Source organism: Desulfatiglans sp. (assembly GCA_012513605.1).
In the GTDB taxonomy this organism is placed as follows: domain Bacteria; phylum Desulfobacterota; class DSM-4660; order Desulfatiglandales; family HGW-15; genus JAAZBV01.
Window position 1 is genome coordinate 16,848 of the sequence record JAAZBV010000122.1, and the last position, 21,499, is coordinate 38,346.

The 21,499-nt window shown below is 45.1% G+C and carries 18 protein-coding genes and 1 tRNA gene; 7 read left to right on the top strand and 12 right to left on the bottom strand.

Annotated features, from left to right (window positions below; genetic code table 11):
• Nucleotides 1–388 precede the first annotated feature (388 nt).
• The gene (locus tag GX654_16285; GenBank protein ID NLD38421.1) at nt 389–2,374 is read left to right on the top strand and encodes a hypothetical protein; all 1,986 of its coding nucleotides are present in this window, start codon (nt 389–391) and stop codon (nt 2,372–2,374) included.
• Nucleotides 2,375–2,427: 53 nt separating this feature from the next.
• Here GX654_16285 and GX654_16290 read toward each other — a convergent pair whose 3' ends face one another.
• Nucleotides 2,428–3,321 carry a hypothetical protein gene (locus tag GX654_16290; GenBank protein NLD38422.1) on the bottom strand — a complete coding sequence of 298 codons (894 nt, stop codon included), beginning with the start codon at nt 3,319–3,321 and terminating at the stop codon, nt 2,428–2,430.
• Between the two features lie 164 nt (nt 3,322–3,485).
• Here GX654_16290 and GX654_16295 point away from each other — a divergent pair, with 164 nt between their 5' ends.
• Nucleotides 3,486–4,796, top strand: coding sequence for a phosphatidylserine synthase (locus GX654_16295; GenBank protein NLD38423.1), 1,311 nt, complete (start codon nt 3,486–3,488; stop codon nt 4,794–4,796).
• A gap of 167 nt (nt 4,797–4,963) precedes the next feature.
• On the opposite strand, the gene GX654_16300 is transcribed toward GX654_16295, so the two are convergent.
• The 10 genes from GX654_16300 to GX654_16345 all read right to left on the bottom strand — a co-directional run bounded on the left by GX654_16300 (nt 4,964) and on the right by GX654_16345 (nt 15,550).
• Nucleotides 4,964–5,470 carry a GNAT family N-acetyltransferase gene (locus GX654_16300; protein NLD38424.1) on the bottom strand — a complete coding sequence of 169 codons (507 nt, stop codon included), beginning with the start codon at nt 5,468–5,470 and terminating at the stop codon, nt 4,964–4,966.
• Nucleotides 5,442–7,250: a histone deacetylase family protein gene (locus tag GX654_16305; protein ID NLD38425.1), complete on the bottom strand. Its 1,809-nt coding sequence runs from the start codon at nt 7,248–7,250 to the stop codon at nt 5,442–5,444. Before GX654_16305 ends, GX654_16300 begins: the two co-directional genes overlap by 29 nt.
• Before the next feature lie 11 nt (nt 7,251–7,261).
• Nucleotides 7,262–8,281 carry a D-alanine--D-alanine ligase gene (locus tag GX654_16310; protein NLD38426.1) on the bottom strand — a complete coding sequence of 340 codons (1,020 nt, stop codon included), beginning with the start codon at nt 8,279–8,281 and terminating at the stop codon, nt 7,262–7,264.
• Nucleotides 8,278–9,276: a D-alanine--D-alanine ligase gene (locus tag GX654_16315; GenBank protein NLD38427.1), complete on the bottom strand. Its 999-nt coding sequence runs from the start codon at nt 9,274–9,276 to the stop codon at nt 8,278–8,280. The genes GX654_16310 and GX654_16315 overlap by 4 nt, the downstream gene beginning before the upstream one ends.
• Nucleotides 9,273–10,604, bottom strand: a complete 1,332-nt coding sequence (locus GX654_16320) for a KamA family radical SAM protein (GenBank protein NLD38428.1) — start codon at nt 10,602–10,604, stop codon at nt 9,273–9,275. Before GX654_16320 ends, GX654_16315 begins: the two co-directional genes overlap by 4 nt.
• A 299-nt stretch (nt 10,605–10,903) precedes the next feature.
• Nucleotides 10,904–11,071 (bottom strand): Trm112 family protein, encoded by a 168-nt coding sequence (locus GX654_16325; protein ID NLD38429.1) that lies wholly within the window; start codon nt 11,069–11,071, stop codon nt 10,904–10,906.
• 30 nt (nt 11,072–11,101) lie between these two features.
• Nucleotides 11,102–12,181, bottom strand: coding sequence for a tetraacyldisaccharide 4'-kinase (lpxK, locus tag GX654_16330; protein NLD38430.1), 1,080 nt, complete (start codon nt 12,179–12,181; stop codon nt 11,102–11,104).
• Nucleotides 12,182–12,231: 50 nt separating this feature from the next.
• Nucleotides 12,232–14,466 carry a PAS domain S-box protein gene (locus GX654_16335; GenBank protein ID NLD38431.1) on the bottom strand — a complete coding sequence of 745 codons (2,235 nt, stop codon included), beginning with the start codon at nt 14,464–14,466 and terminating at the stop codon, nt 12,232–12,234.
• Entirely contained in the window at nt 14,466–14,654 is a 189-nt protein-coding gene (locus GX654_16340; GenBank protein NLD38432.1) for a hypothetical protein, read from the bottom strand. Before GX654_16340 ends, GX654_16335 begins: the two co-directional genes overlap by 1 nt.
• Nucleotides 14,651–15,550: a UDP-3-O-acyl-N-acetylglucosamine deacetylase gene (locus GX654_16345; protein ID NLD38433.1), complete on the bottom strand. Its 900-nt coding sequence runs from the start codon at nt 15,548–15,550 to the stop codon at nt 14,651–14,653. Before GX654_16345 ends, GX654_16340 begins: the two co-directional genes overlap by 4 nt.
• A 484-nt stretch (nt 15,551–16,034) precedes the next feature.
• Between GX654_16345 and GX654_16350 the strand changes: the two genes are divergently transcribed.
• The 5 genes from GX654_16350 (at nt 16,035) to GX654_16370 (ending at nt 20,319) form a co-directional block, all read left to right on the top strand.
• Nucleotides 16,035–17,084 (top strand): transglycosylase, encoded by a 1,050-nt coding sequence (locus GX654_16350; GenBank protein NLD38434.1) that lies wholly within the window; start codon nt 16,035–16,037, stop codon nt 17,082–17,084.
• A 14-nt stretch (nt 17,085–17,098) separates the two neighbouring features.
• Nucleotides 17,099–17,701 carry a CoA pyrophosphatase gene (locus GX654_16355; GenBank protein NLD38435.1) on the top strand — a complete coding sequence of 201 codons (603 nt, stop codon included), beginning with the start codon at nt 17,099–17,101 and terminating at the stop codon, nt 17,699–17,701.
• Between the two features lie 23 nt (nt 17,702–17,724).
• Nucleotides 17,725–17,801 (top strand) — tRNA-Pro (locus tag GX654_16360).
• Between the two features lie 17 nt (nt 17,802–17,818).
• Entirely contained in the window at nt 17,819–20,044 is a 2,226-nt protein-coding gene (locus GX654_16365) for a copper-translocating P-type ATPase (GenBank protein NLD38436.1), read from the top strand.
• The gene (locus GX654_16370) at nt 20,041–20,319 is read left to right on the top strand and encodes a Smr/MutS family protein (GenBank protein ID NLD38437.1); all 279 of its coding nucleotides are present in this window, start codon (nt 20,041–20,043) and stop codon (nt 20,317–20,319) included. The genes GX654_16365 and GX654_16370 overlap by 4 nt, the downstream gene beginning before the upstream one ends.
• Nucleotides 20,320–20,389: 70 nt before the next feature.
• Here the strand turns inward: GX654_16370 and GX654_16375 are convergent, their stop codons facing one another.
• Nucleotides 20,390–21,490, bottom strand: a complete 1,101-nt coding sequence (locus GX654_16375; protein NLD38438.1) for an ADP-ribosylglycohydrolase family protein — start codon at nt 21,488–21,490, stop codon at nt 20,390–20,392.
• Nucleotides 21,491–21,499: the final 9 nt, after the last annotated feature.

The following is a 21,499-nucleotide window of genomic DNA, read 5'->3' on the forward strand; positions in this document are numbered from 1 at the left end:
CAGGGAAATCAGCAGCCGGGGAGGATGAATTGTAATATTCTTCAGATGAAGTTGCTCTGTATTTTAGTCAGAGATTCTTATATTCTGATCCAGGGGGTATATATAAAGCTCGCATTTATGATTAAGCCTTAATCGGCTTTGTATACATGATCCCTCTTTTTAAGGTTAATATCAATCTTAATTTTTCAAATTGAAATTGTAATGCCTGGAAATTAAGTATTCATACTTGAAATATTTCACCATACTGCATTATAGTTTTCACAATTTTGGAATAAAAATATAACCTATTAACATAGAGACTCATCTAAACTATAAAGGTCTGAAAACGAAACTTTTTAACCTTAAAGACGGTCCGTACAAATAAAAGGCAATTATAAGGGGGAAGCCAATGACATTACCAAAAAATACAGCAAAGTCCTATTCATTGTTAAGTCAGGGAGTTTATATTGTTTTATTTGCACTGCTTTTTTCCCTGAACATCCAAGCCAGAGTACCTGAATTCAGTAAGATATTCGGGAGCAACATGGTACTCCCATATGGTAAAGCTATTTTATTAAGCGGGTATGCGTCACCAGGTGCTACACTTGTGCTTGAGGTGAACGAGAGTAAATACGATAGCATTATGGTCGATGCCAAAGGCGAATGGCAGAAAGAGATTGCACCCTTACCTGCCGGCGGCCCTTACCGGATAAGGATTTCAGACAATAGCGGTGCTGAGGCTGTGCTTGAAAATGTTCTTGCAGGCAATGTCTGGCTCTGTTCCGGCCAGTCAAATATGGCCTACCCTGTTGTGGCATCTACTGACCAGCCTGCATCATACAATCAGGGACATCCTTTTATCCGGCTCTTTACCGTCCCCATGCGTGCAGAGACAAACCCACAGGAAGAGTTCATTGTCCCTGTCTCATGGCAGACCGCCACTGATGAAAACATAAAGGGCTTTTCTGCTGTTTGCTATTTCTTTGCCCGTGAGATGATAGATGAGGAAGGCATCCCCCTCGGGTTAATAAACGCCTCATGGGGAGGCTCTGCTATTGAGGCATGGATCAGCGAACAGAATCTTGAGGTTATTAAAGAGTATGAACGAAAGGTGGTTCAGCTGAGGCAGTTCAGAAACAATAAAAGAGAGGCGGAACTTGCATTTGCAAATGACTGGATGACCTGGTGGCAAAATAGCTCAGACCAGGGCAGTGTGTGGGAAAGGGGTGTGCTCGATAAAAATGCAGAGTGGAAACCCGCGCCATTACAGGACTGGAAGGGTTATTTGGATGAGCGCCTTAAAAATCACCACGGGATGCTCTGGTTTTCAACCAGTTTTGAGCTTGATTCTGAACAGGAGGCAAAAAAGGTCTCCTTTATCCTTGGTAATATAGATGAGGTGGACTCCACATGGATCAATGGAAAATTTGTTAATAACTCATTTGGTTATGGAACCAGACGTGAGTACCCCATTGAACCGGGCATACTTAAAAAGGGCATTAACCAGATAACAGTGAATGTGCTTAATACATGGGGAGCTGGCGGCATGACCGGGCCTGCTGACGAGGTGGGGCTAAGGTTTGAAGACGGGGAGTTTCTGCCCCTTGGCTCTGACTGGCATTACCGGTTTATACCCCGTGAAACAGGGATGCCACCCAGGAGCCCCTGGGAAAGCGTATCAGGCATAACCGGTATGTATAATGCCATGATCTCACCCATTAAGCCCCTGACTCCTGATGGTGCAATCTGGTACCAGGGTGAATCCAATGCAGAGACAAGCCATACATATAAGGCGCTTTTAACCTCACTTATCACAGACTGGCGCAGCCTTTTTGATAAGAGGCTGAAGTTTATTATTGTACAGCTCCCGAATTATGGAGCAGTTGCAACAAGCCCAATTGAATCAGGCTGGGCAACTGTACGCAATGCGCAGCAGCAGGTTGCCCTAAATGATGATCTGGTTGGACTTGTTGCGACCCATGATGTTGGGGATGATGCTGATATCCACCCGAAAAGGAAATATATTGTTGGTATGCGCGCTGCAAGGGTGGCTCAGGCAATCAATGGCAAAGGTGTGGCTGACGGCGTGGCGCCTGTTATTGCAGGTAAAAATATGGATAATGTCATAATGGAGTTTTCACCTCCTCTAAATTTTGGTGAAGGAGAAAAAGAGGTTACAGGGTTCAGCCTGTGTGCGGCTAATAAACCCTGCGTTTTTACAAAGGCCGTGCAGACAGGAAGCCAGATAAAGATAAGTCTTGATGCCCTTCCTGACGCAGAAACAGTAAGGTACTGCTGGTCTGATGGTGGTGAGTGCGGGCTTAAGACAATGAATGGGCTCCCTGTAAGCTCATTTGAGCTGAACCTTAGGGAGATTTCCAATACCGGAAGATAGGTTATTATTTACCTTGTTGGAACATTGGCACACACCCCCAGTGTATAAAGAGCTCATGGTTGCTTTAAGTGGAGCATATCATCTATATTAAGAAGATATCTTTTAAATTGTTCTGCCAGCTCTGGAGAAAGAACAGCATCGCCCGCTTCAAAATATTTTTCATTGATATGCTTCATCCTTTCCACGGGACTGCTGGTTTCAACGCCGAGTTCATTTTCAACAGAAAGCCTTGCCTCATACATGGCATCTATGAGGGCATTGGTCTGATAGTCATCTAATCTATTAAAGGGAGTAATGGTATCCATAAAGCCCTGCAACACTCCCCTCTCTGTATTTCTGTCTGTATATGCCTTGTAGATTAGATAATTCTTTTCCCCTAAAAACTCGCTGATCTTGCGGTCATAGTCATTTTCAGTCTTCTGCACCTCCGAGACTACTTCCTCTCCGCTTGAAGTGCCTCCGCTCATTGTAATAAATATGTCATCAATATCCAGAGATTTATCCGCCAGCATCTCGCTGAATTTTTCAACATCTTCCTTTGATATATTCAACTTTTTAAAAAGCCCCCTGTATTCAATATTTGCTTTTTGAATGGCTGACTGTCTTATCATATTTCTAAATATGCGTTGTCTTTCAGATACCTCTTCTGCAAGCTTATTATTGGCTATTTCAAGCTCTTCCTCTGCGGCAGCAAGCTGATATTCCAACTCTTTTACCTTATCTGGGCCGGGGGTTTCCCCATTCACAACCGGATCAGTTTTTAATGTCCTGTCTTGGGGCACGATTTTGGCAGTAGCAGATACATGCTCTACTGATGATCTGGTAGTAGTTTTAAAAGAGGGCCTTTTATACCTGAGCCACTGGTATACATTAAGGCCTATTGAGGCAAGCAATATTAAAAATAATATGCAATATGAGGTTTTTATTAATAGTTTTTGCGCAGGCATATTTCTCTCCATGAAATGAGCATATTCTGTTTTTTAGTATAATAAAATGTGATATAGAACTGTAAAAGGTTCCAATTTATGAAAACTTTAAATCAAGATATTCAAACAGGCAGGCATTGTCCAGCCTTTTAATGGGTCATGGCTTTTAAGGATTAAACGATAAAATGGATACATTACTTGTTATAGTAATTTCAGCGGCAATAGGAACCATTTTTTTTATCTGGTTTTCCAGGGCTGTTAAAAAAAGTGCCCGCATGCGTGAATATATCATGTCGCACCAGTGGCTGCTTCACCCCAATTCCATCTGCTACTGGCGTACTGCCATGGCATTACTTGGCTTTACACTCTATTTCGTTACCCCTTATCAGGCTTTTGCCATATTTATATTTACCTTTGCAGCAATACTTGATGGCGTAGACGGTGTTGTGGCAAGGGGATGCGATCTGGGGTCGCGCTTTGGAGAATGGCTTGACCCTCTGTGTGACAAGCTGACCTATCTCCCACCATTAGCAGGGTTCGCCTTTATGGGTATACTCTCATGGAAACTGGTGCTGATCCTCACCATAATAGAATTTGCCGGCCAGTTCTTTGCCAGGCAGTTATTAAGCTGGCTCAAGGTTTCAGGCGCAGCGAATAATTTCGGAAAGATAAAGGCCATTATCTGCTTTGCCCTTGTCATCCTCTGTGCCCTGCTGGATAAAAACCCTGAACTCCTCAATATAACTGACAGCATCCTCATGGCTTGTATTGTTCTTTCAGCCGCATCAGTGGTCTTCAAGTTTATACCTAATCGCCTTTATGCGGATATCCTTTCCGGGCTCAATTTTATATGCGGGGTGATAAGCCTTTTTTTGACATATCATCACCATTTTGCATGGGCCATCTGTGTTATTATTGCGGGGCAGCTATTTGACCTGTTTGATGGGCGCATGGCCCTAAAACATGGCGGCACAAAGGCAGGACCATACCTGGATGATATTGCAGATTTTGTAAGCTTTGGTCTGGCTCCAGCTTATGTGGTTATAGAAAAAGGCGGGTATCTCGCCAATATTGTTGCAGTAATCTATATTTTCAGTGTAGCCTTTCGTCTTATCCGGTTTGTGAAAAAGGATAAATACCGGAAAGACCTTCCCGTCGGCATCTTTAATGGACTTCCCAGCCCGGCAGGGGCAATGATTGTGCTCGGGGCAGCACTCGTGGCTATGCCGGGTATATTATGGCTGATCACATGCATCTCCATTTTTCTTATGGTTAGTCATATCCGGTTTGCACATTTCGGGAGGGTCATACTCAAGCAGATACCGAGGCCCCTCTTTTTTGTGATCAGCGCCGCAATCATCGTTACCATATCACTCATCTTTAAGACAAAAAGCGCCCAGATGTTCGGATACCTTATCCTTGGTGCGATTATTGTCTATCTAATTACAGGCATTATCCAGGCAAAAAGCCCTTCACAACCAACACAGCCTATATAGGCTGGTAAACCCGATGTATCAAAGGATAGATATAAATACTTACAGCATCCTGTTCAGGTCAACCTCTCCGGCCTTTTCCCAGACCTTTCTTTCGGCTTCATATGTGGCTTATTCAGCATGGCACACCATTGATGACGACCATAAAAGGGACTCTCCGCTGTGCCCTTCTACATATTCTTAACATAAATAATCTTGTCATCATCTGGTCCATAAAAATCCTTTAACTGTGCTTCTGCTTTGTACCCACATGAGTCATAAAACTTCCTTGTGGGCAGATAAAGATCTCTTGATGCGGTTTCAATATATACTTTTGTTCCGCTCATGGATGCAATTTTCTGTTCTGACATATCAAGTATCAGTTTTCCAAGCCCCATGCCCCTTGATTCATTATTGACTGCTATCCAGTACAGATCAAAACTGCTAATGGTGCCCGGTATTGGGCCGTAACAGGAATAGCCGGTAACCTTTCTATCAACCTCAAGAAAAAGAAAGTAGTATCCGCTTGCAGTTCCCTTCGCAAGCCTCTCCTCTACAAGCTCGGCAGCAACATCCAGCTCGCCCTCATTGAAAAAGCCGGTTGATCTGACTATCTCAACAATATCATTGATATCAGTATGGACCGGCTCCTCACGCCATGTTAGATTGTTACAATTCAAAATATTTCTCTTTTCCATTTTTTTGTGAGATCAGGCTTTTGATTGGACTCTTACAGTGATTTGAGATGCCGGCATCCCATAGCCCTTTAAAAAAATGCTGGGCATTAGTGCCCAGGGAGCGGATTTTATATCCACCCTCCTGTATTATTATTGTGGGTAACCTTATAGAACCGATTATTTGACCTATAACCTTAAAATCCTTTGGTAAGAGCGGCCATGTCCCGGTCGGATCGCCCTTTGCTGTATCCAGCCCCAGGGAGATTATTAGAAATCTACATCCAGTTTTGATTATCTTTTTAACAGAATATTCGAGAGCCCTTTTGTATTGCTCAAAGGTTATATGTTCCGGCAGGGGTATATTTATATTGAAGCCCAATCCCTCTTTTTCACCTGTTTCATCCGTGAATCCGCTGAAATATGGGTATGCAAAGCTCGGATGACCATGTATCGATATGGTAAGGACATCAGACCTTCCATAAAAGATATTCTGTGTACCATTACCATGATGATAATCAATATCAAGTACCGCGACCCTTCCGTGTTGGCTGAGATAGTTAGCCGCGACAGCCGCAGAGTTGAAATAGCAAAACCCTCCAAACACATTATGCTCGGCATGATGGCCTGGTGGCCTGACAAGTGCATAGCCAAACCTGTAACCTTCGAGCACCTTTTCTGTAATGGTGAGGGCGCAGTCTACAGCCCTCTTTGCTGCGAGATAGGCGTTTTCATTTATTGGCGTGAAGGTATCGATACAGTAATACCCGGCCCTTACCGGCAACTCCTTTGGCGGCCTGCTGTTGTTTCTTATCGGAAACACATAGGGATAGAGTGACCTGCCCTTTTCTACCACCGTGCATACTTTTTTAAAATAATTATAATAGCCCTTATCATGAACTGACAGGATATATTTTTCAGAAAAATGTTTGACCGCTGTCTGCTCAAAAATCCCCAGTAAATTTATCTTTTCCAGGATCCGGTTGACCCTTACAGGGGCTTCAACATAACCCCTTTCACGTATATGATGAATTCCATGCCTGTCGTTTACAGCGAGGATAATAGACTGGTCAACAGACCTGATATTCCTTACCTTTACAGGAAAATCCTCTTTTATATATTTTGGCCCTCTTAACTTTACAGGCTGATCAGAAAACGAATCTACAACCATGTTTATATAGTTCAGAGGACAGAGATCCCCGTATTTTCTCTCAAGAATTGCCCTGACCACCTTCCTTGTCCACTCCCGGAAAAGAATACCTTTTTTCCCCAGATTATCGTATACAAGATATGGCGGGCACTCTCCCCCGGGGACAAGAGGTGTTTCATAGGCAGTATTTACTACAGGCCGCGCCCCGAATTTTTCATAAAACCTTAGACGTGCGATATTCTGTTTCAGTATCTCTTTGTCGCTGCACAGTGCAGGATCATCAGGGAGACACTCAAAAAAGAGGCCGACTGCATTTAGCCCCAGAGCCTCCTGCCTTATCCTCTCATAAAGGATGCTTCCAATACCCCTGCCAGTACCATGTTCTGTTGTGGAAATAAAATCAAGATAGCAGAACCTCAGGTCAGGTGCGTGCTGGAGCACTGCAAAACCCTTTATTTTCCCTCTATCCCCTTCAGCAACAAACAGGATAGATCTAAACCTGTATTTGAGGGGGTTCACAAGCTGATCGGGCAATTTCTGTATGACCTCTTCGGATAAAAGAGGAAATTGTATACGTAGAATTCCCTGTACTCTTACAATGATTTCTCTGTCCACAGGAAGAATATCATCATATATGCGCCTGATCCTGAACATTCATTATATTCCTATAAAATATTCTTTGAATCATTGATGATTCTCTTTATAACATCTTCCATCTTTAACCCGGACTGGCCCGCTGCCGCCATGAAGCCTGCATTGGGCGATATGCATGGGTTGGCATTGACCTCAAGTACAAAGGGGTTATTCGCCTTATCAACCCTGAAATCCACACGGCAGTATCCACCTATATTAAAGAGCCGCCAGCATTTAAGCGAGATCTCCTTGAGGCGTTGGATCAGGGGCAGGTCATCATTACTGAGATCAAATGACCTTACAGTGTTGCTGTACTCAAATGTCTCTTCCGCCCATTTTGCATCATATCCCACTATCTTCCTTTTACTGCTGCCATATGACAGAAACCTTATTTCAGCCGGGCGCAAGATCTCCGGTCCATCCGGACCTGCAAGCATGGAGAGGTTGAACTCCCTTCCATCTATATACTGTTCCGCAAAACACATGCCCCCCAGACTCACTTTCCTTTTCTGCATCTCATTAAGAAGTTCTCGGCTCGACGCTGGCTTTATTATAGATGCGTCGTCAAGCCCGATAGATGCATGTTCCCATGCTGACTTAATTATATATTCTCCATTAAGTGTGACATCGTTGTTTTTAAAATCCTCAAGAGTAATATATGCAGGGGTCAAAATATTATTTGCCCTTAAGAGTTCCTTAGCAAGGCACTTGTTTGAGGTCTTATACATGGCATCTGTCTTTGAGCCGGTATATGGGATATTAAATGTATCAAAAAGGGCTGGGGCCAGATGAATAAGGCTACCCCTGCCTCCTACAGATTCAACAAGATTAAAAATAAGATCAGGAGAAGAGTGACTGATCATATCTTTAAATCCATCCAGGTTAAGGTCAAAACCCGCCTCGCCGACCTCGTACCCTATCGAGACAAGGGCTTCTCTTACGCTCTGCACCTGTATAAGCACATCGGCGTGATCCGGGGGTATATCGTTGATACCCTTGATATCGCTGGCATCCCCGAATGCCGGTCTATCATAAACAATGATTGTTTTCATATTCGATTTGTGCTTTTGTTTATTCTCTCGACCGCAGAATCAGTAATACGTTTTATAAGCTCCTGGTAACTGATGCCATTTAGCCTGCAGAGTATGGGGAGGTCTGATATTGCAGGGTTAAGCCCTGCAAGGGGGTTTACCTCTAAAAAATTGGGCACACCCTCTTTATCTGACCTCAGGTCAATACGGCCACCGTCGCGGCAACCCAGGCCCCGCCATGCCGCAAGGGAGGTTTCAACCGCCTTCATGGCCTCCGGGTCATTTACCGCCTTGTATTCCACCCTGTTTTCAAAATACTGTTTGTTTGCGTATGAGTATGAATCAGGCTCCGCCCCTTTATCCTTGTTCAGGATAACCTCCATTACCCCTGTAGAGGATGCCTTTTCACCTGTGCCCGTGATGCCCACCGTGAACTCCCTCCCAGGGAGAAATGCCTCAAGGATGGCCGGCTGTTTAAAGGTATCAAGTATCCATCTGCATGCATCATAGAGCCCTTTTCTATCTTTAATCTTTGAATCAGGCCCTATGCCCTTGCCTGTCCCCTCTGCAACAGGTTTTGCAAAAAGGGGAAAGGCCATAGTGCAATTCTCAAGTTCGGCTAAGGTGTTGATAACCTGAAAAGCAGGTGTGGGTATGCCTATATCCCTGATAACATGCTTGGTCATCCCCTTGTGAAGGGTAAGCGCAAGCACCATTGGATCAGAAAAGGTGTAGGGGATATCGTAGGCATCCAGCAGGGCAGGGATCTGGGCCTCTCTTGCAAAACCCTTTATCCCTTCAGCTATATTAAAAACCATCTCCCAGCGGTCACCAGCCACAAGCCGCTGGGTAAGCTCAAATATGTTGCCTATCCGGTCTGTCTCAAACCCGAGGTTTTTTAAAGAGCCGTCAATCCCTTCTATGGTATCAGGCGAATCAAACTCGGCTGCATCCTCTTTGCTCATGCCGTGTGCCAGGTAATATTCCTTTAAATCATAGGTTAAACCTACCTTCATGGCATGGGCACCTGTTCCCTGGCAGGTCCGCCCTTAAAGCGGTATCCATCAAGGCCAATCCTTCCGCCCGGGTCAGGATAGCGGTACTCACCGCCCTTATAATTGGTAAGGAGCAGGTCATCCCCATCCCTTCCTGTAATATAGTCCGGGAGAAGAGGTATCTTGCCTCCTCCGCCAGGGGCGTCGATCACATAAGAGGGAATTGCATAACCGGTTGTATGTCCCCTGAGCCCGTTAATGATCTCAAGCCCCTTTTCCACGGATGTGCGCACATGGCCTGAACCGGGGATAGGGTCGCACTGGTAAAGATAATATGGTTTTACCCTTATCTTTAAGAGACCATGAACAAGGGACTTGATAGTCTCCACATTATCATTAATGCCAGATAATAGAACGGTCTGGCTTCCCAGAGGTATGCCCGCATCAGCAAGCCTTTCACATGCCTGGGCTGTTTCCGGTGTCAGCTCCTCAGGATGTGTAAAATGGATGCTCATCCAGAGGGGATGATATTTCTTGAGCATCCTTGTCAATGATGGTGTAATTCTCTGCGGCAGTACAACAGGCACCTTTGTGCCTATCCTGATCATCTCCACATGCTCGATCTTTCTCAAGTTTGAAAGAAGCCATTCCAGTGATTCATCTGAAAGAGTGAGAGGATCTCCTCCTGAAAGAAGGACATCCCTTACCGACCTGTTCTCGCTGATGTAGTTGATGGCCTTTTCCCACCTGGTTCTGTCAGATACAGGGCACTGGCTCATTCCTACCATGCGTGAGCGCGTGCAATACCTGCAGTAACTTGAGCAGAAGTCTGTCACAAGAAAAAGTACCCGATCAGGATACCTGTGTACAAGCCCGTGTAAAGGGCTGTCAGAATCTTCATGAAGAGGGTCTTCATCCTCGCCATAAGAGAGTATGGACTCGGCTGTTACAGGGACTATTGCCTTTCTGATTGGGTGGTTGGAATTATCCCTGTCAATAAGGCTTGCATAATAGGGTGTAATATTTAGAGGCAATCCGTTTTCGGATAGACCAATGGCCTTTATCTCATCATCGCTCAGATGAATGATCTGCTTCAGGCTGTCAAGATCACGGATCCTGTTTCTGAGCTGCCACTGCCAGTTGTTCCATTCAACAGGCGAGGCTTCAGGAAAATATTTCTTTCTGAATAATGTTGTTTTCTGGCCTGTCTTAAATTTTGGAGAACTGTAAACACGTCGGAGGGTTGTTACTTTGGTCTTTGAATGTAATGCCTTTGTTTCAGGGGAAACAGGCATTACGCCAATACTGGGAGGCTCAAAGTCCTCCGTTATAACTGTATCAAATTTCATCTTCTCTCCCTTTAAATTGGTTTTATACCAAAACAAAAATCTTTTGACACACAATGCATTCGGCGTGCCAACATGTATCCTATTGAAATAATTACATAAATAAGATCAATATAAAAAAGATAGAACAAAAAATTCCTGTTTTATTTTGTATACAGATTATTGGGAGGGTTTTAATCCACCCGTTGATATCAAGACCCTTTATTAATACAGCATAGGATATAAGAGAATTAAGAGTTCCTAATTTATACATATAAGAACAATATATTCCGAAATGGGAAATTGGGTGTATTTTTTAGTGCTTAAAAAGGTTTTGCCTCATCGATAAGCATGATTGGTATGTCATCTTTTATCTCATAGAGGAGCCTGCATTTGTCACATATTAGCCCGTCCCCTTTATCATTAAGGTATACCTCCCCCTTGCATTTGGGGCATGCGAGTATTTCAAGTAATTCTTTGCTCAGGCTCATTTTAATTTCTCCCCTAATATTTCCATGCGATTAATGGCCAAGTATTTTATCGGCCCTTTCCTTAATAATACTATAGAATGCCTTCTCGTCCGGTTCAATAACAAATTTAATGGAAAGCAGGGCAATATTTTTTTCATCGGGGACAATCTCCTGTATCCTTGCCCAGTCCTTTTCCGTGGTAATAAGCATATCAGCCTTTACAGCCCTTCTCTCCTCGTCGAGTTTAATGAGGTCCGCCCTGGTGAAGGGGTAATGATCCCCAAAGGCCCTGAATGATAATATGTTTGCCCCTAAATCTTCAAGGCCTTTCCTGAATGATTCAGGCCTTGCAATACCTGAAAAGGCCATTACAGGCCTGCCCCTGACAGCGGACAGGTCATTCGCCTCACCTGTGCAGGGATAGATAATATTATCAGGGAGATGGTCACCTGTAAAAACAGGCTTATTGGCAATATATGGATTGGTACAGCAGGGAGAAATGCCTTTGGAGCGGGTAAATACTACTATATCAGCGCGCCTTAACCCGGAAAGAGGCTCCCTTAACGGCCCCCATGGAAGCATGTGCATGTTCCCGAATGGGCTCTTTGCATCGGCAAGCACTACATCCAGATCACGCGCAAGGCGTATGTGCTGGAACCCGTCATCCAGTATAAAAAATTCTGTATCAAACTTTTTTTTTGCCTCCATGCCTGCAAGGTATCTGGAAGGGGATACAACAACGGGCACATCCTTTAATGACCCTGCAATCTGCCAGGGCTCATCCCCTGATACCTCAGGCCCGACAAGGATATCCTTTCCGTCTGAAACAACCTGTGCCCCTTTTTTTAATTTTCCCCCATACCCGCGTGAAAGCACAGCAACCCTGTACCCCTGTGCCTTTGCCCATGCTGCAACCATAATAACCGCGGGTGTCTTACCGGTTCCACCGGCAGTTATGTTGCCAATACTCATGACAAAACCTGGGAGCCTTTTTCCCCTGTTCTTAAGTATCAGGTTCCTCGCCCTTACACCTGCTCCATATAAAATAGACAAAAATGCAAGGGGAATAGTATAGAGGTGAAGGCCTCTTGCCTCATGGATGTGTGACCACTCTGTTTGGCGCAATCTCATACTCTATATTCTCTATGGCACTGTTTCAGGAGGCGCATCAGGATCACCTTTTACACGCTCACAGGGAGTTCCACTATAAAACGTGTCCCCATAGGGTGATTGTCCACCACATCAACAAAACCCCTGTGATCCTTAATGATCTGGTTAACAATGGCAAGTCCAAGGCCTGTGCCATGACTCTTGGTTGAAAAATATGGCTCGAATATCCTCTTTTTATCCTCGTCCGGCACCCCTTCGCCATTATCAGAGACCTCTATCCTTGCCAGATCAAGCCCTTTGTCATATGAGAGGTTTACATTGACCTCGCCTCCAGGGCCTGCCGCTGTAATCGCATTATCAAGCAGGTTTATCATGACCCTTTTTATCTGTTCATTATCAAAACTGAATACTGGCACAAAGGCTGAATCTTTTAAGGATACTGTCACATTGTTCTGTGTTACCTGATAAAGGGCAACCGCCTCACTGACAGCCTTGTTCAGGTCTGCTGGCGCAGGGCTAATCGCAGGCATCCTGGCATAGGTGGAAAATTCGTTTACAAGCCTTTTAAGAACCTCTGCCTCTTTTACAATCATATCAGTACATTCGTTAAGCATCTGTGCATCATCTTCATCAAGCTTGTTTCCTATACGTTTTTTTATACGCTGTGCTGACAGCTGGATCGGTGTAAGGGGGTTCTTTACCTCATGGGCGATGCGCCGTGCAACCTGTCGCCACGCGGCCTCTCTCTGTGCCTTTTCTATCTCGCTGAAATCGTCAAATACCGCTACCAGACCAGAATATCTGCCCTGTTCGTCCCTAAGCATATTGAGGGAGACTATCAGCGTGAGGTTTTTGTTATCAGCAGTAACGAGCCTTATCTGATTCTGCATATAACCCTGTTTCCTGAACCCCTTATCAGCCATGAAATCGTTAATCACCCTTACCTGTTCCGGGTTCATTACCTCCCTGTAGTTTTTCCCCACAACATCCCCTGCCTGTATCCCCAGCATATTTTCAGCTGATTTATTAACTGTCAGCAGTCTCCCTTCCATGTCAGCTGATATAACCCCTGCGCCGACATTGGTGAGTACGATCTCCATATAGCGTCGCCTCTGCTCGATCTCCATGTTGCTCTTTATCAGCTCCTCATTCGCCTCCTCAATCTGTTTCTTGCTGTTTTTAAGGTCAAGGGTCATTCTGTTGAATGAGTTGACAAGCACTCCTATCTCGTCTGCAGCCTCAAGGTCTATAAAAAAATTATAATCACCTGATGCGATCCTTTCAGTCCCTTCGGCAAGCTCCTGTATGGGTACGGTAATCCCCTTTGAGAGATAAAACCCGAACCATACGGATATGAAGATAATAAGCAGTGTCACGATGGAGAGAAGGATCATGTGTATGGCCTTCACCGGCCTCTTAAGCATCTTTGACTGCTGGTACTCCTCAAGACCGTTAGTAACACTTTTAAGCTTGTTGGCGAATTTCGCGGGAAGGAGTTCATCAATTACAAGGAGACCTACAACCGCGCGGTTGCCTGTGCGTGAAAATATTGGGATTATCCCGCTTATAAGTTCACCATAATCGGATGATTCCTTTAACCTGAGTTCGGTAGCGGCATTGAAGCTTTCCTCAAGCTCCTGCTGCGTGGGGCCTGTAAAGTATTCCAGGTCCTGGTTTCTGTCCTGGGCAGAGACCCTCAGCTCCATCTTCTGGGAATAGTAACGTATCCGTGAAAAGCCGTACTGATTAAGCTTGTCATTCACAAACTTCACCAGGTCGGAGTTCTTTGTAACAGGTGTGAGCCCGTCATAGGTTATAATCCGGCTGATATTGCTGCCGAAATCAAATATCTTTTGGTAGCTCTTTTCATAATAATCCTGCCCCAGATCTATGGAATTCCTGAGTGACCTTTCTATAGGGATATTGTACCAGTACTCTATTGAGCTCGATATAAACTGAGCTGAGACAAAAAACAGGATTATGGTAGGCATCAGGGATAGCAGTATAAATGCAAGTACAAGCTTGCTCCTGAGCCTTGCACCCATGATGCTCTTTTTTCTCTCGAAAAGCAGCTTTACCAGGTTTCTGACAGTCAGGTAAAGGAGACCAAGCAGGATTATTATATTTATGTTGATAAGGAAAAAGATCAGGGTACTGTTTGATCCGGGCAGGTCCAGGCCCAGATCAAAATATTTTATGCCCACGTAGTAGAGTGGCAGTATTACAAGGATCAGGCAGAGGATAACAATCCATTCCCGTCTCTGTCTCTTCCTGTCCTGTGTTGCAGACTCCTGATATTTTTGCATCAAATGAATGCCCCTGTGCCAAAATTAACCCTGAAATAGAATAAACCTGTAACACAACCCATTGATGCGCTTCCGGTATTTGCCATTACAGGCTGACTGATCGAGAGGTAATGATAGCCAAGGCACTGCTGAATTGCAATACTATAAAGAATTGCCTGATAAAGCTGGCCCCCTGCCCCCTGCTTCAAGCAGGCAAAGGCTCCATAGGTCCGAAGGAGGGAATAGTAAAGCCCTCCCTTGCACCCTCACGGGGTTCACCAGGAGTTATCCTTTTAAAATATTTTTTATCTGAAGAGAGTTCCTTCAGCATGGCGTGATTAAGGGAATGACCTGATTTATCGACAATAAAATGTCCGATTATAGGGGCGCCCATCACCGAAATGTCACCCATAAAATCAAGTATCTTGTGCCTTACAAACTCATTATTATATCTAAGCCCCTCTTCATTCAAGACCCTGAAGTCATCTATCACAATGGCGTTATCAAGGGAGCCCCCCCTGGCAAGGCCTGCCTGCCTTAGCATCTCGATATCCTTTAAAAAACCGAATGTACGTGCCCTGCTGATCTCATCGATAAAGCCTCTGCCAGAAAAGGTAAAATCAAACTGCTGGTTGCTGATAAGGGGATGGTGAAAATCTATGGTATAGGATATCTTCAATTCCTTTGATGGCTTTATTGTTATAGATTTATTTCCTTCCTTCACATGGAGTGTCTTTTTTACAACAATAAATTCCCTGGGTTTTTTCTGAACCTTGATGCCTGCGCTTTTTAATAAGAAGATAAAGGGTGCAGCGCTTCCATCCATGATAGGAACCTCCGGGCCATCTATTTCGATAATGGCATTGTCTATGCCAAAACCGAAAAATGCGCCCATCAGGTGCTCAATGGTAGATATGTGAGAGCCGTTATTTCCAATTACAGTGCATAATGTGGTATTGATAACACTCTCAGATTGTGCCTTTATCTCACATTGCCCTGCAATATCTTTTCTGATAAATCTGATACCGTTATCAACCGGGGCGGGCTTGATGGTCATGTGGACCTTTTCGCCTGAGTGAAGCCCGATCCCTGTACAACTTATCATCTCCTGCAATGTACGCTGCCTGAATCCCACGATTATCTCCGTCTCTTATTAATCAACAGGAACTCTGCAAAGGAAATGCCACATCCAGAGGCTGCATTAGGCTCACTTTTAACATATTGATATTATTGCGTTAATTCTATTCTTTTTATTAAAAGGATAATAAGCTCACTCACTGCAGACAATAAAATGTGTCTTTTTTGCAACACTTTGCCATTTTGTGGAAAAAAAACAACAATAAAAAAGATAAATTGAAATTCTCTTGTATCATTTATTTCATATATATATGATATAAAAAACTTTTATCTTCAGGGAAAGGAGAACCATTATTTCTGCTATCACCATAAAAAATAAAGGGATATGGCTGTTAATCTTCTCATTTATCATACTAACATGCGGGTGTTATCCTGCCCTGAAAAAGGAGGCAGCCACCCCTTCTGAGACGCTCGTTCGTGTACGTTATTTTTACCCGGATTTCCTTGATGATATGGACATTGCCTCTTTTGAGCAGGCAGTATCAAATAACCTCAGGTACCTGAAAAGGCTTCCAGAGGAGAGGACATTCAGGTTTGGCACAGAGATATACAGCAGGAATCACATGATAGAAAGCCAGGACACCCTGCTCGGTCTTATTAAAACTATAAAAGACCCTGGCAGGCTCAGGAATGAGATAAAGAAACAGTTCAACCTTTACAGGGCCGCCGGCAGGCTAACCAGCAAAAAGGTGCTCTTCACAGGGTATTTTGAACCCATATATGATGCAAGAAAGTCCCCGGATGATGTGTATAAATACCCTGTATACCGCATGCCTGATGATCTTATAAAGATAGAGCTCTCCCTTTTTAGAGAAAAATACAAGGGCGAAAGCATTATAGCAAGGATTCAGGGAAAAGAGGTGCTGCCCTATTACTCCAGGATGGAGATAGAGGATAAAAACAGGCTCATGGATAGAAGCCTGGAGATAGCATGGCTTAAAGACCCTGTTGATGTTGCATTCCTCCATATACAGGGGTCAGGCCGGCTCAGGCTTGACGACGGGACATTTATCCCTGTGGGGTATGAATCATCAAACGGCAGGGGTTACAGGAGCATAGGTAAATACCTAATTGACAAGGGGTATCTTACAAGGGAAGAGACTACCATGCAAAGCATCCGCAGGCTTTTGGCAGAGAGGCCTGAGATAGTTAATGATACCCTTAACTATAATGATTCATATATCTTTTTCCGTGAGCTCAAGGAGGGTCCGCTGGGGAATATAGGTGTCCCTCTTACCCCCGGAAGGTCTATTGCACTTGACTCAAGGCTATTTCCAAGGGGGGCGCTCTGTTTTGTAAAGAGTGAAAAGCCTGTTGAAAACAGCAGGGGAGAGATAGAGCGCTGGCAAAAGTTTTCAAGGTTTATGGTCAACCAGGATACGGGCGGGGCCATAACAGGGGCCGGCAGGGCAGATATCTTCTGGGGAAGCGGGGCATATGCAGAACTTGCTGCTGGCCACATGAAACATGAGGGAGAACTCTATATCCTTATAAAGAGGTAAGAAAAGCTGAAAGCATGAAGATAAACCTGGCAGAGAAGATACAAAAAGCGCTAAACAGGAGAAGGCATGGAGAGGTGCCAAATAAAAATGGTTGTCTTATCCACGCGGCGGTTCTTATCCCCCTGCTTAAAACTGAAAGCGGCTATGAGGTGCTATTCACCGAAAGGACGCACTTGGTGGAACATCATAAGGGGCAGATATCCTTTCCGGGTGGCGCTGTTGAGGATATTGACAGGGATTATGAGGAGACCGCTCTGCGGGAAACGTTTGAAGAGATAGGCGTTTCGCCTGGTGATGTAAAGGTGCTGGGTAGACTGGATGATGAGCTGACTGTGGCCTCTAACTTTATTGTCCACCCCTTTGTGGGCAAAATTCCATATCCATATGAATTTATAATCAACAGGGAAGAGGTGGAGAGGGTAATTACTGTACCAGTTGAACTCTTTTTTCATGAGAACGCCCACCTGCATCCCAGGTCAATTGATTTTGATACCTTTACCTATGAAGGCCCTGCATACAGGTATGAAGACATCACCATATGGGGGGCAACAGCAATAATAATGCATAAATTCATGGGGCTTATAAACGGAAATTTAAGCTTGCCTGATAATTACTAATAGTATATATGTACACCCCTGATCGGGATGTGGCTCAGTCTGGTAGAGCACCGCGTTCGGGACGCGGGGGTCGCTGGTTCAAATCCAGTCATCCCGACCATCCTTATAGGACCTCAAATGACCGAAACAAAGATCACTCTCCCAATAACCGGTATGACCTGTGTAAACTGCGCCATGAATATTGAGCGTGCACTCAAAAAAAAGGTGCAGGGGGTTACAGGTGTATCTGTAAATTTTGCTACTGAACGGGCAGAGGTTACCTTTGATCAAGCAACAACAGATATTCAAACCATTGTCGCTGCAATAGAAAAGGCAGGCTATGGCGCCATAATACCTGTTGATGATATGGAGGATGAGGAGACAGCCGTCCGTGAGAAGGATTCACAGGATCAGAAAAAGAAGTTTATTATCGGGCTCATCTTTACCTGCCCGCTCTTTATCATCAGCATGGCAAGGGACTTCGGGCTTACAGGCCCATGGAGCCATGCATCATGGGTGAACTGGCTCTTTTTTTGCCTTGCCACACCTGTTCAGTTTTATACTGGTTATGATTACTATGTGGGAGGGTGGAAGGGTGTCATTAATAAAAGCGCAAACATGGATCTGCTTGTGGCGCTCGGCTCATCAGCGGCCTATTTTTACTCCATCATACTCCTTTTTTTCCCTGATCATGGTCACCATGTTTATTTTGAGACATCAGCAGTCATAATTACCCTTATCAGGCTGGGCAAGATGCTTGAGGCAAAAACAAAAGGGAAGACCGGCGGGGCGATCAGGAAACTCCTTATGCTCAGACCAAAGAGGGCTACCATCACTAAGGATGGCGTGGAGAGAGAGGTTGCCATCTCTGAAATCCATACAGGCGATATGATAGTTGTTCATCCGGGTGAAAATCTCCCTGTTGATGGTATTATAACAGAAGGGGAATCCGCTGTTGATGAATCCATGCTCACAGGTGAACCTTTGCCCGTGGATAAAAAGATAGGAGAAAAAGTAACTGGCGGCACAATCAACCAGGAGGGAAGGCTCATATTCAGGGCAACCGCAGTTGGAAAGGAGACTGTTCTTTCAAGGATAGTAAAGATGGTGCAGGATGCACAGGGGAGCCGCGCTCCCATACAGGCCATCACAGACAGGGTGGCCGCCGTTTTTGTACCTGTTATTATCATCCTCGCCATTATTGCCTTTGTGTTATGGTGGGTAATGGGTGGGGATTTTGTTTCTGCCATGATAAGGATGGTGGCTGTGCTGGTGATAGCATGCCCGTGCGCACTTGGACTTGCCACCCCGACCGCCATTGTGGCAGGCACAGGAAAGGGTGCGGAAAAGGGTATCCTGTTTAAGACAGGTGTGGCCCTTGAGCAGGTTTCAAAGAGCGATGCGATAGTACTTGATAAAACAGGCACTGTTACCACTGGTAAACCAACAGTAACATCGGTCATATCCCTTGATAATAATCTATCCGGGGATCACATCCTCAAACTCGCTGCATCTGTTGAGCAGGGATCAGAACACCCTTTAGGAAAGGCCCTCGTGAATGAGGCCAAAAACCGTGGTTTAACACTCTCTCCCCCTGTTTCATTCAGGGCGCATGGCGGCGCAGGTGTTCAGGCGGATATAGAAGGTGCAAAGGTCTATGCAGGCAAACCTGAGTGGTTTACAGGGCATGGCATCAATATAGAAGGGGCAAGGGCATCTGTTTCTGCGCTTCAGGAAAAGGGGAACACTGTTATACTTGTTGGAACAGAGAGGATAAAGGGTCTTATTGCCCTTTCTGATACAATAAAACCAGAGGCCAAAGATGCAGTATCAGGGTTGAAACAGATGGGCATAAAAGTAATTATGCTTACAGGTGATAATCATAAAACCGCGAGTTCAATTGCATTAATGGCAGGCATAGATGAGGTTATCGCAGAGGTAATGCCGGAAGAAAAGGCAAATAAAATAAAGGATCTTAAAGGAAAAGGGTTTAAGGTGGGCATGGTTGGTGATGGGATCAATGATGCCCCCGCACTTGCACAGGCGGATGTTGGGATTGCCATAGGCACAGGGACAGATATTGCAATAGAGTCAGCAGACATAATACTTTCAGGCGGCGACCTGAGGGGAATACCAGCGGCTATCAAGCTCAGCAGGCGAACAATGGGTGTAATAAAGCAGAACCTCTTCTGGGCCTTCTTCTATAATGTGGCGCTCATACCTGTTGCAGCAGGGGCCTTATATCCGTTTGAATTTTTACCCATCTTCCTGCGGCAACTTCATCCCATACTGGCAGCGCTGGCAATGGCCATGAGCAGCATTACGGTTGTATCAAACAGTTTAAGACTGTACAGGTCAAAATAATGGATAACGACATAATTAAACTCCCCATAGACGGTGTAATAGACCTCCACACCTTTTCACCAAAGGATGCCGCTGATGTGGTGGATGAATACATAAATGCCTGTGCTGAAAAAGGGATTTATGAAGTACGCATAATCCATGGCAAGGGAAAAGGGGTATTAAGGAGGATAGTCCATTCCCTTTTAGATAAACACCCTCTTGTCAATAGATTTACCCTTGATTCAGGGGATTCAGGCTGGGGTGCAACAATAGCCTATCTTAAAAAGAATCAATAGGACAAAAACATATTCGTTCATCAGTGTCACTGTTTCTTTCATAAATATATATCAGTTTTACCAACATCCGCTATTTATACAATGACAGACCATTTTCCAATTGTGATGCGAGCCGCTCAGCCATTAGCTTTAACTCCTCCCCCTTTTCCAGCCCTTCAATAAAACGTTTTGGGATATTGCTCAACCCGGCCTGTGCCCCAGTGAGTGCGCCGGTAAGGATGGCCCGTGCCTGATTCTGCCCCCCGCCATTTATGGCATGCAGGACTGCGGACTCAAAATCATTATGAAACCGGGCAGAAAGATAATAGGCAGCAGGGAGCTGATGGTAAATAGCGCATGGCATACCATAAACTATAGATACCTTCCAGGCAGGTTCAATGCGGATATCAGGGTCAGCGGCTGCCGCTGCCATATGGGATGGTGTAATCAATGCATCAGGAGAGGCAAAGCGCCCGGCCCTTGGCGGATCAGGGTCTCCCGGTTGCGGCGGCTTCATATTATCGCGGACAACAGAATGAAAAGGGAGCTTCCCGCTTTTTACGAGGGTCATAAGCTTTCCGGATATCATTTCGTCGAGCCTGTTCCCCTGCACAAGGAGGCCAACCACAGCGCCAAATGCGACGGTCATGGATACAACCGTGTCATCAATCTGTGTAAGTATGGTGTTGCTAGTGATTGCAGAGGCAAGTTTTGCAGGATTAAGGGCATACCGGACTGCTATTGCAAGTGTCCTTTCTATGGCCTCTGTTGTATCTGCATGGCCGCCAGTCTTACCCCATGGCAGTTTCTCCTGAACGCGTCTTCGCCATGCCTCACGAATAGACTGGCTTGTGTAGCGGCCAGGGCCGCTTACAGGGGCGCCATCCAGCAGAGGGAAAAGCTCTTCATCCATCCTGCGGCAAAAATCCTGTTCATTGTATTCCCCATTCTCAACAAGGGAGTGGAGCATAAGCCTGAGAATAAACCCCGCCTGAGAGAGCTGACCCGCCTTAAGACCATCATGGTATCGACCGGGTTTAGGGTCAGTGTATCCGTCTATCCACGCACCATACTCTCTGCGAAGCTCATTGAGATCATAATACCAGTGCGGGCCAACACCCAGCGCATCGCCAATAAATGCCCCCATTATGGCGCCTGTGGCTCTATCTTTTAAACCTGAATTGTTAAACATTTGCACTCC

Coding starts and splice junctions, on each gene's coding strand:
- GX654_16345 (NLD38433.1), bottom strand. CDS start 15,550: ATGATAAGTTGTACAGGGATCGGGCTTCACTCAGGCGAAAAGGTCCAC.
- GX654_16310 (NLD38426.1), bottom strand. CDS start 8,281: ATGAAAACAATCATTGTTTATGATAGACCGGCATTCGGGGATGCCAGC.
- GX654_16295 (NLD38423.1), top strand. CDS start 3,486: ATGGATACATTACTTGTTATAGTAATTTCAGCGGCAATAGGAACCATT.
- GX654_16305 (NLD38425.1), bottom strand. CDS start 7,250: ATGTTCAGGATCAGGCGCATATATGATGATATTCTTCCTGTGGACAGA.
- GX654_16355 (NLD38435.1), top strand. CDS start 17,099: ATGAAGATAAACCTGGCAGAGAAGATACAAAAAGCGCTAAACAGGAGA.
- GX654_16285 (NLD38421.1), top strand. CDS start 389: ATGACATTACCAAAAAATACAGCAAAGTCCTATTCATTGTTAAGTCAG.
- lpxK (NLD38430.1), bottom strand. CDS start 12,181: ATGAGATTGCGCCAAACAGAGTGGTCACACATCCATGAGGCAAGAGGC.
- GX654_16375 (NLD38438.1), bottom strand. CDS start 21,490: ATGTTTAACAATTCAGGTTTAAAAGATAGAGCCACAGGCGCCATAATG.
- GX654_16300 (NLD38424.1), bottom strand. CDS start 5,470: ATGGAAAAGAGAAATATTTTGAATTGTAACAATCTAACATGGCGTGAG.
- GX654_16320 (NLD38428.1), bottom strand. CDS start 10,604: ATGAAATTTGATACAGTTATAACGGAGGACTTTGAGCCTCCCAGTATT.
- GX654_16315 (NLD38427.1), bottom strand. CDS start 9,276: ATGAAGGTAGGTTTAACCTATGATTTAAAGGAATATTACCTGGCACAC.
- GX654_16350 (NLD38434.1), top strand. CDS start 16,035: ATGGACATTGCCTCTTTTGAGCAGGCAGTATCAAATAACCTCAGGTAC.
- GX654_16335 (NLD38431.1), bottom strand. CDS start 14,466: ATGCAAAAATATCAGGAGTCTGCAACACAGGACAGGAAGAGACAGAGA.
- GX654_16325 (NLD38429.1), bottom strand. CDS start 11,071: ATGAGCCTGAGCAAAGAATTACTTGAAATACTCGCATGCCCCAAATGC.
- GX654_16290 (NLD38422.1), bottom strand. CDS start 3,321: ATGCCTGCGCAAAAACTATTAATAAAAACCTCATATTGCATATTATTT.
- GX654_16365 (NLD38436.1), top strand. CDS start 17,819: ATGACCGAAACAAAGATCACTCTCCCAATAACCGGTATGACCTGTGTA.